The sequence below is a fragment of the Micromonospora sp. WMMD1274 genome (assembly GCF_049179035.1).
GTDB lineage: Bacteria > Actinomycetota > Actinomycetes > Mycobacteriales > Micromonosporaceae > Micromonospora > Micromonospora tulbaghiae.
In genome coordinates this window covers 4,848,433-4,863,581 of sequence record NZ_JBMHMG010000001.1, presented here as the reverse complement: position 1 = coordinate 4,863,581, position 15,149 = coordinate 4,848,433, and the positions used below count along the sequence as shown (strand labels likewise).

Annotated in this window: 14 protein-coding genes; 3 read left to right on the top strand and 11 right to left on the bottom strand. The window is 72.5% G+C overall.

All coding sequences use genetic code 11. From position 1 onward, the window contains the following. Positions 1–45: 45 nt before the first annotated feature. Together ACN27D_RS23160 and ACN27D_RS23155 are read right to left on the bottom strand one after the other, a co-directional pair. Positions 46–885, bottom strand: a complete 840-nt coding sequence (locus tag ACN27D_RS23160; protein WP_421499977.1) for a GNAT family N-acetyltransferase — start codon at positions 883–885, stop codon at positions 46–48. Between the two features lie 64 nt (positions 886–949). Further along, positions 950–2,176, bottom strand: a complete 1,227-nt coding sequence (locus ACN27D_RS23155; RefSeq protein WP_120571144.1) for an MFS transporter — start codon at positions 2,174–2,176, stop codon at positions 950–952. A gap of 119 nt (positions 2,177–2,295) precedes the next feature. Here ACN27D_RS23155 and ACN27D_RS23150 point away from each other — a divergent pair, with 119 nt between their 5' ends. Continuing rightward, positions 2,296–2,889, top strand: a complete 594-nt coding sequence (locus ACN27D_RS23150) for a PadR family transcriptional regulator (RefSeq protein WP_421499976.1) — start codon at positions 2,296–2,298, stop codon at positions 2,887–2,889. A 115-nt stretch (positions 2,890–3,004) separates the two neighbouring features. Here the strand turns inward: ACN27D_RS23150 and ispG are convergent, their stop codons facing one another. From ispG to ACN27D_RS23125, 5 genes are all read right to left on the bottom strand, one after another. Continuing rightward, a complete protein-coding gene (ispG, locus tag ACN27D_RS23145; protein ID WP_030504228.1) occupies positions 3,005–4,180 on the bottom strand; it encodes a flavodoxin-dependent (E)-4-hydroxy-3-methylbut-2-enyl-diphosphate synthase in 1,176 nt (391 codons plus the stop codon). Between the two features lie 9 nt (positions 4,181–4,189). Next, on the bottom strand, positions 4,190–5,437 hold the full coding sequence (locus ACN27D_RS23140; protein WP_121685507.1) for a M50 family metallopeptidase: 1,248 nt from the start codon (positions 5,435–5,437) through the stop codon (positions 4,190–4,192). Continuing rightward, complete coding sequence (dxr, locus tag ACN27D_RS23135) at positions 5,434–6,648, bottom strand: 1-deoxy-D-xylulose-5-phosphate reductoisomerase (protein ID WP_393155489.1); 1,215 nt, start codon at positions 6,646–6,648, stop codon at positions 5,434–5,436. The genes ACN27D_RS23140 and dxr overlap by 4 nt, the downstream gene beginning before the upstream one ends. A gap of 129 nt (positions 6,649–6,777) precedes the next feature. Next, on the bottom strand, positions 6,778–7,404 hold the full coding sequence (locus ACN27D_RS23130; protein WP_421499975.1) for a Uma2 family endonuclease: 627 nt from the start codon (positions 7,402–7,404) through the stop codon (positions 6,778–6,780). 189 nt (positions 7,405–7,593) lie between these two features. Beyond that, positions 7,594–8,139, bottom strand: a complete 546-nt coding sequence (locus tag ACN27D_RS23125) for a GNAT family N-acetyltransferase (protein ID WP_358170227.1) — start codon at positions 8,137–8,139, stop codon at positions 7,594–7,596. Positions 8,140–8,190: 51 nt separating this feature from the next. On the opposite strand from ACN27D_RS23125, the gene ACN27D_RS23120 reads away from it, so the two are divergent. Continuing rightward, positions 8,191–9,033, top strand: coding sequence for a YhjD/YihY/BrkB family envelope integrity protein (locus ACN27D_RS23120; RefSeq protein ID WP_120571151.1), 843 nt, complete (start codon positions 8,191–8,193; stop codon positions 9,031–9,033). Positions 9,034–9,042: 9 nt separating this feature from the next. Here the strand turns inward: ACN27D_RS23120 and ACN27D_RS23115 are convergent, their stop codons facing one another. Then, on the bottom strand, positions 9,043–10,212 hold the full coding sequence (locus ACN27D_RS23115) for an alkaline phosphatase PhoX (protein ID WP_421499974.1): 1,170 nt from the start codon (positions 10,210–10,212) through the stop codon (positions 9,043–9,045). A gap of 106 nt (positions 10,213–10,318) precedes the next feature. After that, complete coding sequence (locus tag ACN27D_RS23110; RefSeq protein WP_421499973.1) at positions 10,319–10,738, bottom strand: 50S ribosomal protein L7/L12; 420 nt, start codon at positions 10,736–10,738, stop codon at positions 10,319–10,321. A 238-nt stretch (positions 10,739–10,976) separates the two neighbouring features. Between ACN27D_RS23110 and ACN27D_RS23105 the strand changes: the two genes are divergently transcribed. After that, positions 10,977–12,575 (top strand): phytoene desaturase family protein, encoded by a 1,599-nt coding sequence (locus ACN27D_RS23105; RefSeq protein ID WP_421501187.1) that lies wholly within the window; start codon positions 10,977–10,979, stop codon positions 12,573–12,575. A 4-nt stretch (positions 12,576–12,579) separates the two neighbouring features. Here the strand turns inward: ACN27D_RS23105 and ACN27D_RS23100 are convergent, their stop codons facing one another. Both ACN27D_RS23100 and ACN27D_RS23095 read right to left on the bottom strand, forming a co-directional pair. Further along, positions 12,580–13,218, bottom strand: coding sequence for a TMEM175 family protein (locus tag ACN27D_RS23100; protein WP_199733249.1), 639 nt, complete (start codon positions 13,216–13,218; stop codon positions 12,580–12,582). Positions 13,219–13,326: 108 nt separating this feature from the next. After that, the gene (locus ACN27D_RS23095) at positions 13,327–14,907 is read right to left on the bottom strand and encodes a Rieske 2Fe-2S domain-containing protein (RefSeq protein WP_357897621.1); all 1,581 of its coding nucleotides are present in this window, start codon (positions 14,905–14,907) and stop codon (positions 13,327–13,329) included. Positions 14,908–15,149: the final 242 nt, after the last annotated feature.

Below are 15,149 nucleotides of genomic sequence, written 5' to 3'. Positions count from 1 at the left end.
CATAGCGTCGGGTGTCCGGTTCGGGACGTCCGGCGGGAGTGATCCTCAGAACAGCACTGTGGCGAGCGTGCCGACCGGGCGGAAGCCGCAGCGCTCGTAGACCCGACGGGCGGGCAGGTTGAAGTCGTTGACGTAGAGGCTCACAGTGGGCGCGACCCGCTCCAGCGCGTCGCGGACCACGGCGGCCATCGCCGCGGTGGCGATGCCCCGGCCACGCCACTCCGGCGCCACCCAGACGCCCTGCACCTGCGCGGTCCGGCGGGTCACCACGGCGAGTTCCGCCTTGAAGACCACCCGCCCGTCGATGAAACGGGCGTAGGCGCGGCCGGCGCGCACCAGCTCGGTCACCCGCCGCCGGTAGCCGCGCCCGCCGTCCTCGGCCAGCGGCGACACCCCGACCTCCTCGGTGTACATCGCCACCGCCGCCGGGAACAGCAGGTCGACCTCGCTGCCGCGCACCCGCCGCACGTGCGGGTCGGGCGCCACGGCGGGCAGCGCGTCCGTCGCCAGCAACGGCTGGTTCGGGCGTACGTCCCGGGCCGGGCCCCAGTGCGCGGAGAGGCGGTCCCAGAGCCCGAGCACCGCGTCGGCCCGCCCCACGATCGAGGAACAGAGCCGCTCCTCGGCGCTCAACTGGTCGGCGAACGCGGTCACCGCCGACTCGGACGCGAGCACCGGGGTCAGGTTGCCGCCCAGCCAGCAGATCGACTCCAGGTGCCGGCGGGAGCCGTACCCGAGGATCCGCGCCTCGGCCCGCCACCACGCCAGGCCGCGTGCCGCCACCCGCTCGGCGACCTGCGCGCCGGCGTACGGGTCGTGGTCGAGCAGCCGCTCGACCGCGCGGCGCTCCGACTCCCCGAGTTGGCGTACCGGCACCGTGAGCACGGCTACCAGCCTGCCAGATCCACCCCGGCGCGCGCGGGCCGACCGGGCACCTGCCGCACCGCGCTCAGCCGGCCGGCGCCGGCACCGGTTCGGGCGTGGCCGGACGGGTTCGGGCGGCCCATCGCACCACCGGCGGCACCAGCGCGCCGAGCAGCATGAACACCACGCCGAGCACCAGCCAGCCGGGCACGCCCCAGCCGATCGCGAGCGTGGTCACCACCACCGGGGCGACCATCGAGCCGAGCTGCATGCCCATCCCGTACGCGCCCTGGTACTGCCCGTGCGCGTGCGCCGGGGCCAGGCCGAAGGAGATGCCCCAGCCGGCCGCCGCGTGCCACAGCTCGCCCACGACGTGCACCAGCGCGCCGCCCAGCAGCAGCGGCACCGCCGCCGCGACCGGTACGCCGCCACCGGCCGCGAACAGCGCGCAGGCGACCGCGAGCAGGACACCCGCCCGGCGGGCGGCCCGGCCCGCGCCGGTCAGGTCCTCGGTGCCCCGCGAGGCGCGGACCTGGAACAGGATCACCACCACCGTGTTGACGAGCAGGCAGGCGGAGATGAGCCAGTTCGGCGCCGTGGTGTGCCCGGCGATCCAGAGCGGCAGGGCGATGTTGATCAGCGAGAAGTGCATGGACATGAGCCCATCCAGCACGGTGAAGGCGAGGAAGGGGCGGTCCCGTAGCGCGATCAGCCGTGGACCGTGCGCCGGGGCGGGCATCGGCGGCACCGGCGGGAGCCGCAGCAGCACCGCCGCCGCCAGCACGTACGTGGCGGCGTCGAGCAGGATCAGCGTGACGTACGCGCCGCGGGTGTCGGCGGCGAGCGCGAACCCGGCCAGCACCGTGCCCACCGAGATGCCGACGTTGGTGACAGCGCGCAGGTAGGCGCGGGTGCGTACCCGCTGGTCGGGCGGGACGGCACCGGCGATCAGCGCGCCCCGGGCGCCACGGGTACCCGCGTCGGCGACCGCCATCAGCACGCCGACGACCAGGAAGCCGGTGAACGAGCGCACCGCCACCAGGGCGGCCGTGCACCCGGCCGAGGCGAGCAGCGCGGCCATCTGGAGCCCGCGCGGCCCGAGGCGGTCGGCGAGGTATCCCATCGGCGTGCTCGCCACCAGGCTGACCAGCGCGGTGAGCGTGAGCGCCACGCCGACCTGGGTGACCGACAGCCCGACCGACCGGGTGAGGAACAGCGCGCTGGCGGTGAGCCAGGTGCCCCGCCCGACGGTGTTGACGAGCGTGGAGAGGGCGAGGGTCCGGGACGGGCCCGGTTCGGGAAGCAGGCGCACACCGGCACCCTAGCAAGACGTACGTACGGTTTTCAGCCCCGTTTACGTAACGTCTTGTCGGCGATGCATTGCCGATATATCGTTGATGCATCAGTGATACACCGACAGAAGGAGAACCGATGGGCTTCCATCGACGCATGCACGCCATGCACGACGAGATGCGCCGCCGTGGCGGCTTCGGCTTCCCGCCCGTACCCCCGGGTCCGCCGCCCTTCTCCCCCGGACCGCACGGTCACGGTCACGGGCGGGGCCGGGGCGGGCGCGGACGCGGCCGGCGACCCAACGTGCGCGGCGCCGTGCTGGCCCTGCTCACCGAGCGGCCGATGCACGGCTACGAGATGATCCAGGAGATCGACTCCCGCACCGGCGGGGCCTGGCGGCCCAGCCCCGGCTCGATCTACCCGACGCTGCAACTGCTGGAGGACGAAGGGCTCATCGCGACCGCCCCCGACTCCGAGGGTGGACGCAAGCGGTTCGCGCTGACCGAGGCGGGCCAGGCCGAGGCGGCCGGCGCGGCGCAGACCCCGCCCTGGGCGGAGTTCGCCGAGCAGACGGTCAACAGCTGGCACGACATCCGCGACGCCGGCGCCCAGGCCATGCAGGCGCTGCGGCAGGTGATGACCACCGGCACCGACGACCAGCGCGCCCGGGCCGCCCAGGTGCTCGACGAGACCCGGCGCAAGCTCTACGCCATCCTCGCCGAGTCCGAGTGACCGCCCGGCGCGGCAGCCCGGCTGCACCCGGTGACACCGTGCATACCGGTCCGCGAAACGCGCGTGCGGCCGTTCCCGAGGTCGGGGACGGCCGCACGGCGACGCGGGGAACAGATCAGTGCACGGTGACGGTGGCGCCACCCGGCACCAGGTCGCGCAGCTCCTCGGGGATCTCGGCGCCCATCTCGTCGGCGATGCGCAGCGCCTCCTCGATCAGCGTCTCCACGATCTGCGCCTCCGGCACTGTCTTGACGACCTTGCCCTTGACGAAGATCTGGCCCTTGCCGTTGCCGGAGGCCACACCCAGGTCGGCCTCGCGGGCCTCACCCGGGCCGTTCACCACGCAGCCCATGACCGCGACGCGCAGCGGCACCGGCAGGCCCTCCAGACCGGCGGTGACCTCCTCGGCCAGCTTGTAGACGTCGACCTGTGCCCGGCCGCAGGACGGGCAGGAGACGATCTCCAGGCCACGCTCGCGCAGGCCCAGCGACTCCAGGATCGCGGCGCCGACCTTGATCTCCTCGACCGGCGGGGCGGACAGCGAGACCCGGATGGTGTCGCCGATCCCCTCGGCCAGCAGCGCGCCGAACGCCACCGCCGACTTGATCGTGCCCTGGAACGCCGGGCCCGCCTCGGTGACACCCAGGTGCAGCGGGTAGTCGCACTTCTCGGCCAGCAGCCGGTACGCGCGGATCATCACCACCGGGTCGTTGTGCTTGACCGAGATCTTGATGTCCCGGAAGCCGTGCTCCTCGAACAGCGAGCACTCCCACAGCGCCGACTCCACCAGCGCCTCGGCGGTGGCCTTGCCGTACTTGGCCAGCAGGCGCTTGTCCAGCGAGCCCGCGTTGACGCCGATCCGGATCGGCACGCCCGCGTCGCCGGCGGCCCGCGCGATCTCCTTGACCTTGTCGTCGAACTGCCGGATGTTGCCCGGGTTCACCCGCACCGCGGCGCAGCCGGCATCGATCGCCGCGAAGACGTACTTCGGCTGGAAGTGGATGTCCGCGATCACCGGGATCTGCGACTTCTTGGCGATCGCGGGCAGCGCCTCCACGTCGTCCTGCGACGGCACGGCGACCCGGACGATCTGGCAGCCGGACGCGGTCAGCTCGGCGATCTGCTGGAGCGTGGCGTTGACGTCGGCGGTGAGGGTGGTGGTCATGGACTGCACCGAGACCGGCGCGCCCCCACCGACCGGCACCGAACCGACCATGATCTGGCGGCTGGCCCGGCGCGGGGCCAGCGGCGGCGGCGGTACGGGGGGCATACCGAGACTGACAGCGGTCACTTCAGGCACTCACCTTGAGAAGAGCGTGATGGGGTTGATGACATCAGCGGTGACGGTGAGCAGCGTGAACGCGCCACCGATCAGGATCACCGCGTACGTGACGGGCATGAGTTTGAGGTAGTCGACGCGGCCGGGATCGGCGCGGCCGATGCGCGCGTAGAGCCAGGAGCGCGCCCGTTCGAACCAGGCGATGGCGATGTGGCCGCCGTCCAGCGGGAGCAGCGGCAGCAGGTTGAACACGCCGATGAAGAAGTTCAGCGACACGAACAGCATGAAGAACACCAGCCAGGCGTTGTTCTCCACGGCCTCGCCGCCGAGCCGGCTGGCGCCGACCACGCTGATCGGGGTGTCCACGTCGCGCTCGCCGCCGGTGATCGCGTTCCACAGCGCGGGCACCTTCTGCGGGATGCGCTGCATGGCGTGCGCGGTCTGCACGGCCATGGTGCCGGTGAAGTCGGCGGTCGCGCCGAACGCGGCGACCGGGCCGTACTCGACCCGGGTCGGGGTGGTGGGCGAGAGCGCCACGCCGAGCGCGGACACCGCCGAGGTGGCGCCCTTCGGGTCGCCCAGCGGCGGACGCTGCACCGAGGCCAGGTCGACCCGCGCCTCGTCCGGCTTGCCGTCGCGCACGAAGGCGACGGTGGCCGTACCGGGCGGGGTGGCGCGGACCACGTCGAGCATGTCGCCCCAGGTCGAGACCGGCTTGCCGTTCACCGCGGTGATCCGGTCGCCGTCCTTGAGCTGGGCCTTCTCGGCCGGGCTGGCCGGGTCGCCGGACTCGCAGGCGCGGGCCGCGTTCTCCACCACCACGCACGGCGCGATGGCGATCACCGCCGGCTCGGCCCGGAAGCCGGCCTCGGTGCTGGGGAACTTCGGGTTCGGCAGCCCCACCGACACCGCGATGATCCAGAGCGCGATCAGGGCCAGGGCGAAGTGGGTGATCGAACCCGCGGACATCACGATCGTCCGCTTCCACACCGGGTAGCGCCACATCGCGCGCTTCTCGTCCCCCGGCTCGACGTCGTCGTCCTGCGGGGTCATGCCGACGATCTTGCAGAAGCCGCCGAGCGGGATGCCCTTGATGCCGTACTCGGTCTCGCCCCGCTTGAACGACCACAGCGTCGGGCCGAAGCCGACGAAGTAGCGCGTGACCTTCATCCCGAACGCCTTGGCGGTCAGCATGTGCCCCGCCTCGTGCAGGCTCACCGAGATGAGGATCGCCAGGGCGAACAGCACCACCCCGAGCAGATAGCTCATCGAGCTCCTTCCACCGACCCGACGATGATCTCCTGGGCGTGCGCCCGTGCCCACGACTCGGCGGCGAGCACGTCCTCGACGGTACCTGGTTCGTCGAAATCGGGAGCGTCCTCCAGCACCCGCTGGAGGGTGTCGACGATGCCGAGGAACGGCAGCCGGCCCGCGACGAACGCGGCCACGCACTCCTCGTTCGCCGCGTTGTAGATCGCCGGGCGGCAGCGCCCGGCCTCGCCCGCCGCCTTGGCCAGCGCGACCGCCGGGAACGCGGCGTCGTCGAGCGGGAAGAACTCCCAGGTGTGTGCAGTGGTCCAGTCGACAGCCGCGGCGGCGCCGGGCACGCGGTCCGGCCAGCCGATGCCCAGCGCGATCGGCAGCCGCATGTCCGGCGGGCTGGCCTGGGCGAGCGTGGAACCGTCGGTGAACTCGACCATCGAGTGGATCACCGACTGCGGGTGGACCATCACCTCGATGTCGGCGTACGGCACGTCGAACAGCTCGTGCGCCTCGATCACCTCCAGTGCCTTGTTGACCATCGTGGCGGAGTTGATCGTGACGACCGGGCCCATGTTCCAGGTGGGGTGCGCCAGCGCCTGCTCCGGGGTGACGGCGGTCAGCTCGTCGCGCCGCCGCCCCCGGAACGGGCCGCCGCTGGCGGTGACCACCAGCCGCCGCACCTCGCCCCGGGCGCCGCCGCGCAGGCACTGCGCCAGCGCCGAGTGCTCGGAGTCGACAGGGACGATCTGCCCCGGTCGGGAGACGGCGGCCTTGACCAGCGGGCCGCCGGCCACCAGGGACTCCTTGTTGGCGAGCGCGAGGGTACGCCCGGCGTGCAGCGCGGCCAGCGTCGGCGGCAGGCCCAGCGAGCCGACGACCCCGTTGAGCACCACGTCGCACGGCCACTGCGCCAGCTCGGTCATCGCGTCCGGCCCGGCCACGATCTTGGGCAGCTTGAAGTCACCGCTGGCCCAGCCGCGCTTGCTCGCCTCGGCGTAGAACGCGAGCTGGAGATCCTGCGCGGCGGACGCGCGGGCCACACCGACCGCATCCACGCCCAGCTCCAGCGCCTGCGCGGCGAGCAACTCCACGTTGCCGCCACCCGCGCCGAGGGCCACCACCCGGAAGCGGTCCGGGTTGCGCTTGACGATGTCGATGGCCTGGGTGCCGATCGAGCCGGTCGAACCGAGCAGTACGAGATCTCGGGGAGTGGTCACCGGACCATTGTTCCCCAGCGCCTCACCCCGGTTCGTCCCGGAGTGCCCGGCGACATGATCGACTCCACTTCGCCGAGGTGGCGGCATCAGGGTTGCCGCGATGCCGCCACTTCGGCGATCCGGTGTCGATCACGCCTGCGGCGCCTCCTCATCGAGCAGGTCGGCCGGGTCGACGCTGAACTCGAACGGCTGCCGCATCACGAACGTCGTACCGGCGGCCGCGGCGGCCAGCGGCCGGTACTCGCCCTCGACCAGTTCGTAGAGGGCGAGCGCGGGCACCCGGTTACGCAGGTCGACCCGGAGGAAGTACGGCACACCGGCGGCCGCGTACTCCCGTGGCCGGTCGATCACGTCCTTTCGCCGGTTACCGGGCGACACGATCTCACCGAGGAGCACCGCCTGGCCGATGTCGACAGCGGATCGGCCACCGCCCGAGGAGCGCAGTACGGCGATGTCGGGGATGAACAGATCCTTGCCGGAAATCAGGTTGATCTCGGGGTAGGCCCAGAGCCCGCTACGCCGGGCGGCCCGGTGCAGCCGATACGGCAACTCGCGTTCGACCGACTGATGGTCGATGCCGGCATGTGGTGTCACGATCACGCTTCCGCTCAGGACCTCGACCTTCGGGCCGTTGGTCTCCGGTAGGAGATCGAGAGCGAGCTGCGCGGTCCAGGGCTCGTCGCGCCAGCGGAGCACCTCGAACGACGGCTCGGCGGGCTGCGGTGCCGGCTCGGGCGCGAATGCGGCCTGGGCCATCAGGCTCACCCCCTCAGCGGGTAATCGTGCTACCACTCACCCTAACGGCGCTGTCCCGCTCCGCCCTGCTCGCACACGTTGTCCGCCCCCAACCACCGGAATCCCGGCGATCATGAGGTTGACGGCGTCGGCGGTCCGATTTGTCACCGTCAACTCCATGATCGCCGGGGCGGGCGCGGGTCTGAACGGTCAGGCGGGGCGCTCCAGGACGAAGGTCTCCAGTTCGACCCCGCCGTACCAGTCGGTGCGCACGCCTGCGTGCGTCATGCCGAGGCGCCGGGCCACCGCCATCGACGGGTCGTTCCCCGCCATCACCACCGCGTACACCCTCGGGGTGCCGGTGGCGAACTCGCGTTCCAGCACCGCGCGGGCCGCCTCGGTGGCGTAGCCGTTGCCCTGGGCGTCGGGGTGCAGGTGCCAGCCGACCTCGATGTCGTCGGTCAGGGTGACGCCGTCGCGACCGGGTAGCGGCTTGAGCAGGATGCTCCCCGCCACCGGCCCGCCGTCGCGCGGCTCGATCGCCCACAGGCCCCAGCGGCCGTCGTAGGGCGCCCAGCGTTCGTGCCACATCCGGACCCGTTCACGCGCCTCGGACGGGTCGGTCATCCGCCCCTTGCCGCCGCCCAGCCAGCGCATCACCTCGTCCCGGGAGTAGATGTCGTAGACCCGGGCCAGGTCGTCGGGCGACTCGGTCCAGTCCCGGAGCACCAGCCGGTCGGTCGTGGCGATCGTCATGCCGCCGGATCGTAATGCGTGGCGCGGGGTCGTACGGGGAACGAGAGGGCGATGGGCGACGGGTGGGAGCGGACGAAGCGGATCACGGCTGCGGCGTTCCGGCCGGTCCGCGGCCGCGACCTGTCGCTGCACGCCGCCGCGATCACCTTCTACGGCGCGATCGCCGTGGTGCCGGTGGCGCTGCTGGCGATCTGGCTGACCGGGCTGCTCGCCGGGGCGGACCGGGTACGGCGGCTGACCGGGTACGCCATCGACACGCTGCCCACCGAGATCGGCGCGCACCGGGCGGCGGCCGCGCTGGTCGAGGCCGGGCTGGGACTGACCCCGCTGCTGGCGCTGGCCTCGCTGCTGCCGGCCTCGCTCTACGGCGAGGGACTGCGCCGCGCCTTCGTCTCGGTGGCCGAGCCGCGCGCCGAGTCCGGCGCGCTGGTGGGCTGGCGGGGCCGCCTGCTGCTGCTCCCGCTGCTCGCGCCGGCCCCGGCGCTGCTGCTGTCGATCCTGCTCGGGCTGCCGATGACCACCCGTCTGGTACGCCAGGGCGGCTGGGTCGGCGCGCTCGGCGTGGTGCTGTCGTTCCTGGCGGTGTGGCTGGTGCTCACGCCGGTGCTGATCTGGGTGTTCCGGGTGGTCGGCCCGGCCTCGCCGGACTGGCTCGCCACCGTCGTCCTGGGCTCGTTCACGGCGGCGAACCTGTCCGGCTTCGTGCACGGCTTCGTGCTGTTCTGCTCGCTGCCGCTGGACCTGGGCGTGCCGTTCGGCGGGTTCGACGAGATCGGCGGCGGCGTGGCGGTGCTGCTCTGGCTCTATCTGTTCCACGTGATCGTGCTGTCCGGCTACTCGGCCACGCTGGCGGCGAGCCGGTGGCGGGCCACCCGGGAGGCGGCCCGCGCCTGACGGCTGCGGTCAGCGCCGGAACGGGCCGCGCACCTCGTACGTGATGCCGCCGGTGCCGGCCCGGGCGCCGCTGGTGCCGCGCTGTGAGGAGAAGTAGAGCCGGCTGCCGTCCGGGGAGAACGCCGGGCCGGTGATCTCCGACTCGGACTGCCCGAGCAGCCGGAGGAACGGCGTCACCACACCGGCCGGTGTGATCACGTTGATCTCCATGTCGCCGCCGTCCTCGGCCACGTAGAGGTCACCGCCGGCGGTGCCGGTGATGTTGTCGACGCCGGTCAGCGGCGCGGCCCCGGCCGGCACCAGCGAGTCGTCGTACGCGAGGTCGAGCCGCTGGTTCACCGCGTCGTACGCCCACACCCGGTTGTCGCCCTTGGTGGTGAACCAGCAGGTGTCGTCGGCGTACCAGCAGCCCTCGCCGCCGTCGAACGTCTGCGCCGCGGCCACCTGGTAGCGGGTGGGCACCGGGAACCCGTCGCGGTCCGGCAGGTCCCGCCAGGTCACCGGCCCGGTCACCTGGCCGTCCGGGGCGCAGAGCACCTGCACCCGGCCGGTGCGCAGGTCGCCCCAGGTGTCCGGGACGAACCGGTAGAAGCAGCCGTCCCCCTCGTCCTCGGTCAGGTAGACCACCCGCCGCTGCGGGTCGCAGGCCGCCGCCTCGTGCTTGAACCGGCCCATCCGGGTCCGCTCCTCACCGGACCGGCCGCCCTCGGGCCAGGTCTCGAAGACCCGGCCCAGCGGCACCTCCTCGCAGGACAGCCACGTCCCCCACGGGGTCGGCCCGCCCGCGCAGTTGACGTTCGTGCCACCGAGGATCCGGTACGCGGCGGCGATCGCGCCGTCGGCGGCGAACCGCACCGCCGAGGCGCCGCCGACGAGCGGCACCTCCGAGTTGGAGACGTAGGTCCAGCCGTCGCCGGCCGGGAAGCAGGCGCCGCCGTCGGGCGCCGGGTGCCAGGTGTACGAGGTGCCCGCGACCCGCTGCCCGGAACGCGCGATCACCCGGCTGGTGAAGCCGGCCGGCAACTGGAGGCTGTTGGCGTCGGCGGCCAGCAGGTCGCCGTACGGGCCGGGGCCGGGCTGGGCGGGCTGGGCCGGGGCGGCAGCGGCGGCCCAGAGACCACCGGCGAGAGCGGCGGCGCCACCGGCGGCTGTGGCGCGCAGGACGGTACGACGATCCATCGGGGATTACCTCCCGGGGGGCGGTGGGTGTCCCGTCGACGGTAGGACGAGTAATGCATCGACAACTGCCACTATAGGATGAACGCGGGGTGACGGCCGTCCGGCGTCAGAGGCCTTCGACGTACCGCTTCGCGTCGGCGAGCGACATGTGCGTGTGCTCCCGCACCACCTTGATCGCCTGGATCTTCTTGCCCCGGTACAGCAGCCGTGCGGCCTCGGCCCGCACCGCGTCGTCGACGCCCTTTCCCGGTGCCGGCGGGCCGGGCGACCAGGTTCCGCCGGACACCAGCACGTCCACCGCCCGCTTCGCCTCCAGCAGCGACAGCCCGGTCTGCTCGCGCAGCACCTTGACCGCCTCGACCGTACGCCCCGCGCGGGCCAGCCGGAGCACCTCGGCCTGCCCGTCGCCCGCCGGGCGGTCCGGGGCGACCAGATCCCGGGGACGGCCGCGCCGCAACGCGAGCAGGAGCAGGAACACCACCACGACGAGCGCCACCGCGAGCGCGATCTGGACAGCCGGGGACATGCCCGGAACGGTAGCGCCCCGGCGCGAACCCTCCCTTCGTGGCCCTGCCGCCGCTACGCTCCGCGGCATGAGCGAACGCACCGAGCGAAGCGAGGGCCGTGAGCGCATGCCCAACCAGCACCCCATGAGCGAACGCACCGAGCGGAGCGAGGGCCGTGAGCGCATGCCCAACCAGCACCCCATGAGCGAACGCACCGAGCGGAGCGAGGGCCGTGAGCGCATGCCCAGCCGGCACTCCATGAGCGACGCGAGTGAGCTGCCGTCCCGCGCCGACGTCGTCGTGGTCGGCGCCGGGCACAACGGCCTGGTCTCGGCGATCCTGCTGGCCCGCGCCGGCCTGGACGTCCTCGTGCTGGAGGCATCCGGGGTGATCGGCGGGGCGACCCGCACCGAGAACCCGTTCCCGAAGGTGCCGGGGCTGCGTCACTCCACCGGGTCGTACCTGCTCGGGCTGATGCCGCCGGAACTGCTGGCCACGCTCGACGTGACCATCCCGGTGCTGCGCCGCGACCCGCACTACTTCCTGCCCACACCGGGCGGCCTTGGCTCGCCGTACCTGCTGGCCGGCAGCGACGTGGCGGCCGGCCGGCGGCAGCTCGCGGAGATGTTCTCCCCCGCCGACGTCGCCGCCGACGACGCGCTGCACGCCGAGCTGGCCCGGTTGCGGGAGGATCTCGCCCCGGCGTGGCTGGCCGAGCCGCTGCCGGTCGAGGAGACCGCCGAGCGTTACGTCCGGCCCGCGCTGCGGCAGGTCTTCGTCGACCTGGTCCGCGGGTCGGTGGCCGACCACCTGGCCCGCTTCGACTTCCGCTCCGAGCTGCTGGTCAGCATGTACGCGGTCACCGACGGGCTGTCCGGGCTGAACGCCGGCCCGGACGACCCCGGCACCGGGCACAACTTCCTGGTGCACAACATGTGCCGGCTGCCCGGCGCGGACGGCACCTGGATGATCCCCCGGGGCGGGATGGGCACCGTGTCGCGCACGTTCGCCGAGGCCGCCGAGCGCGCCGGGGCGCGGATCGTCGCCGACGCGCCGGTCACCGCCATCCGGCTGACCGGGGGCGCCGCCGCCGGGGTGACGCTCGCCGACGGCCGGGAGGTCGACGCCTCCGTGGTGCTCGGCGCGTGTGACCCGTACCGGCTGATGGAGCTGCTGCCCGACGGCGCGCTCCCGGCGGAGCTGGGCGCGCGGATGGCGGCGGTCCGCCGCACCGGCACCACGCTCAAGCTCAACCTGGCGCTGACCGGGCTGCCGCGCTTCTCCTGCCTGCCGGACGACGCGCCGAGCCCGTTCGGCTCGACCATCCACCTGCTGCCCGGCTCGGCCTCGCTCGTCGGCGACGGCGGGGAGTCACCCATGACGGCGCTGCGCGGCATGTGGGCGGACGTGCGGGCCGGACGGCTGCCGGACGAGCCGACGATCGAGTGGTACCTGCACACGACCGTCGACCCGTCCCTGTCCGACGACGCGGGGCACCACTCGTCGGCGTTGTTCGTGCAGTCGGTCCCCTACGAGCCGGCCGGCACCACGTGGGACGCGGCGCTGCCCGGGTACGTGCAGCGGCTTCTCGCGATCTGCGAGCGGTACGCCCCGGGCGCCGCCGACCTGGTCGCGGACGCGGTGCCGCTGCCGCCGCCCGGCATCGAGGCGCACTTCGGCATCACCGGCGGGCACATCCACCACGTCGACAACGCGGTGTCGTTCACCGACCGGATGCCGTACGCGACGGGTGTGGACGGCGTGTACGCGGGCAGCGCCGGCTGCCATCCGGCGGGCAGCGTGATCGGCGCGGCCGGGCACAACGCGGCCCGGCGCATCCTCGCCGACCTGGGCTGAGTCCTCACGGCGTGTCGGGCGCCTCCTGGCCGGCCGGCGGGAGGTCGCCCGGCCCGCGCACCAGGTAGACGCCGACCAGCAGCAGGTACGCCAGCAGGCTCAGCACCGGGTCGACGAACACGATCGCGAACGCGACCAGGTAGAGCAGCGGACCGAGGCGGAACCGGCGGGCCACCGCCCGCGCCAGCCTCGGGTCGAGACCCGGTTGCAGCAGCCCGCGGCGGCGCGCCCACCACCAGCTCAGGTTGAAGAACAGCGCCTCACCGAGCACCACGCCCGCGTACAGCGCGGCGGTCAGCCGCTGGTCGTCGACGGTGCCGCGCAGGTTGTCCGCGAGCAGGTCGGCGGTGAACGGGATCGCCGCCACGAACATCAGCAGCAGCAGGTTCAGCACCAGCAGCATCTGGTCGACCCGGCGGACGTACCGCCACATGTTGTGGTGGGTCAGCCAGACCTGGCCGACGATGGCGAACGTGATCACGTACGCCAGGTAGGCGCGCCACTCGTGCAGCAGCGCGGCCGGCAGCCCGTCGTCCTGCGGCGTGTCCGGGTCGAACGACAGCAGCTCGACGGCCATCAGGGTGAGCACGATGGCGATCACCGCGTCGCTGAACGCCTCTACCCGGGAGGCGTCGCGCGCCATCTCGTTGCCGCGCCCGAACCGGTACGCCGGTTCCCTGTCCGCACCCGTCACGCCGCCCCCCTCCCGACCGATGGTCGCGTGCCGGGGGCGGCGGACGGGGCGGAAACGTCAGATGGCCGCTTCCCCGGCCGGCGCCGGGGTCTCCGCGTCGGCGCGGTGCGCGCGGATTTTGTGCCCGACGCTGGTCAGGCAGCGACCGCTGGCCAGGTCGAACTTCCAGCCGTGCAGCTGGCAGGTGAGCTGGTCGCCGTCGACGATGCCGAACCGGCTCAGGTCCGCCTTCAGGTGCGGGCAGCGCCGCTGCACCACCCAGCCGTCGAGCGTGATGTCCTCGGCGTCGACGGCCCGCTCGTGCTCGTCGTACCAGCCCTCGGCGTACTGGAGGCGCTCCTCGGACAGGCACTTGAAGAAGGCGTAGACGAACTCGTTGTACTGGCCGATGCGGGCCGCGGAGAACCGGCAGGACAGGAACAGCGAGTTGACCCAGTCCACCTCGCCGATGTGCAGCAGGTGCTCGATCAGCGCCCGGTCGGTACGGAACCGGTAGCGGACCTTCTCGTCCGCGTACGGCCGGACCTCCTTGCCCGGGAAGTCCACCACGATGGATTCGACGCTCTCTCCGTCGTAGCCGACCAGGTCGAAGCGGACCGGGCCGCCGACGCCCTTGGCCAGGTAGATCGACTCGTCCAGCAGCGGCTCGATCCGGCGCTTCATCTCGCCCAGCACGTCGACCTCGGGGTGCCGCCAGGACGCCTTCTCGGCCTCGATCACGCCGCGCTTACGCTCCCGCATCTCCTCCAGGTGGGCGACCTTGTTCGCGAAGAACTCCTCCACCGGCACCGGGTGCGTGGTGGTCGCACCCTCGGTGGTGACCTCCGCGACGCTGCCCGGCAGCAGCACGATGCCGTTGGTGCCGCCGACCTTGGCGTACTCGGCCAGGAACACCGACTGGTCGGGGAAGATGTTGCCCTCGTCGCCGAAGATGTCGTTGAACTGCCACAGCTCGTCGTCGAGGAAGCACGGCGGGCCGGCGATCGGGAAGACGTGGTCGGCCTTCAGGTCGTCGATGTAGCGCCAGGTGCGGTCGAACTGCCGGTCCCGCTTCTGCTTGCCGAACGCGGTCTTCGCCGCCTGCGGCAGCTCGTAGACCATCGGGTACCAGATCGCGCCGGAGAACTGGAGCATGTGCGCGTGCACGTGGCCCAGCTCGGCGAACACGCTCAGGTCGGTCGGCCGGGCGTCGTTCTGGTTGAGCAGCCGCACGCCGTCGTACTCGACCCAGAGCGAGGAGTCGCCGATCGGGCCGTCGGTCGGGCTGGTCAGCGCCTGGATCATGATCTTCAGGCCGCCGGGCAGCTCCACCACCTGCTCGTTCGGGGCCTTGAGGAACTTGGTGAAGCCCAGCTCCCGGAACTCGTCCTCCATCTCCGAGGTGGGGAACTCGGGCAGCAGGACTGTGGCGTCCTTGGACACGAAGTCACGCAGGTGCTTCGCGTCGAAGTGGTCCCGGTGCAGGTGCGACACGTACAGGTAGTCGACCTGGCCCAGGGTCGCCCAGTCGAGGAGGGAGTTGTCCGGGAAGGGGAACCACGAGGCGAAGTAGGCGGGGTTGACCCACGGGTCGCACAGGATGCTGCCCGCGGCCGTGTCGATCCGCATGCTGGCATGCCCCGTACCGGTCACTCGCACCGCAGTCCTCCTCAAAAAGGCATCAAGGTGTACGTCAAGACGCTACCGGAGGCAGTGTGCTCGCCGTCCCGCGACGCCGGTAGTGGCCATCCGCCCCCACCGGTACGGGACCAACGACCCGGGCCGGCCGGGCCACCCGCTGTCGCCCGCCCGGGTCATCCCCGGCACAGGAGGTCGGACCCTGCGCCGGGCCCGGTTGGGGGCGTGCCAGACTGATCGGAGATCCGATCGCGAGGGAAGGA

Bases quoted from the DNA above. Each gene is read 5' to 3' on its own strand.
- ACN27D_RS23150 (WP_421499976.1), top strand. From the start codon at position 2,296: ATGGGCTTCCATCGACGCATGCACGCCATGCACGACGAGATGCGCCGC.
- ACN27D_RS23140 (WP_121685507.1), bottom strand. From the start codon at position 5,437: ATGAGCTATCTGCTCGGGGTGGTGCTGTTCGCCCTGGCGATCCTCATC.
- ACN27D_RS23130 (WP_421499975.1), bottom strand. From the start codon at position 7,404: ATGGCCCAGGCCGCATTCGCGCCCGAGCCGGCACCGCAGCCCGCCGAG.
- ACN27D_RS23125 (WP_358170227.1), bottom strand. From the start codon at position 8,139: ATGACGATCGCCACGACCGACCGGCTGGTGCTCCGGGACTGGACCGAG.
- ACN27D_RS23120 (WP_120571151.1), top strand. From the start codon at position 8,191: ATGGGCGACGGGTGGGAGCGGACGAAGCGGATCACGGCTGCGGCGTTC.
- ACN27D_RS23115 (WP_421499974.1), bottom strand. From the start codon at position 10,212: ATGGATCGTCGTACCGTCCTGCGCGCCACAGCCGCCGGTGGCGCCGCC.
- ACN27D_RS23110 (WP_421499973.1), bottom strand. From the start codon at position 10,738: ATGTCCCCGGCTGTCCAGATCGCGCTCGCGGTGGCGCTCGTCGTGGTG.
- ACN27D_RS23105 (WP_421501187.1), top strand. From the start codon at position 10,977: ATGAGCGACGCGAGTGAGCTGCCGTCCCGCGCCGACGTCGTCGTGGTC.
- ACN27D_RS23100 (WP_199733249.1), bottom strand. From the start codon at position 13,218: ATGGCGCGCGACGCCTCCCGGGTAGAGGCGTTCAGCGACGCGGTGATC.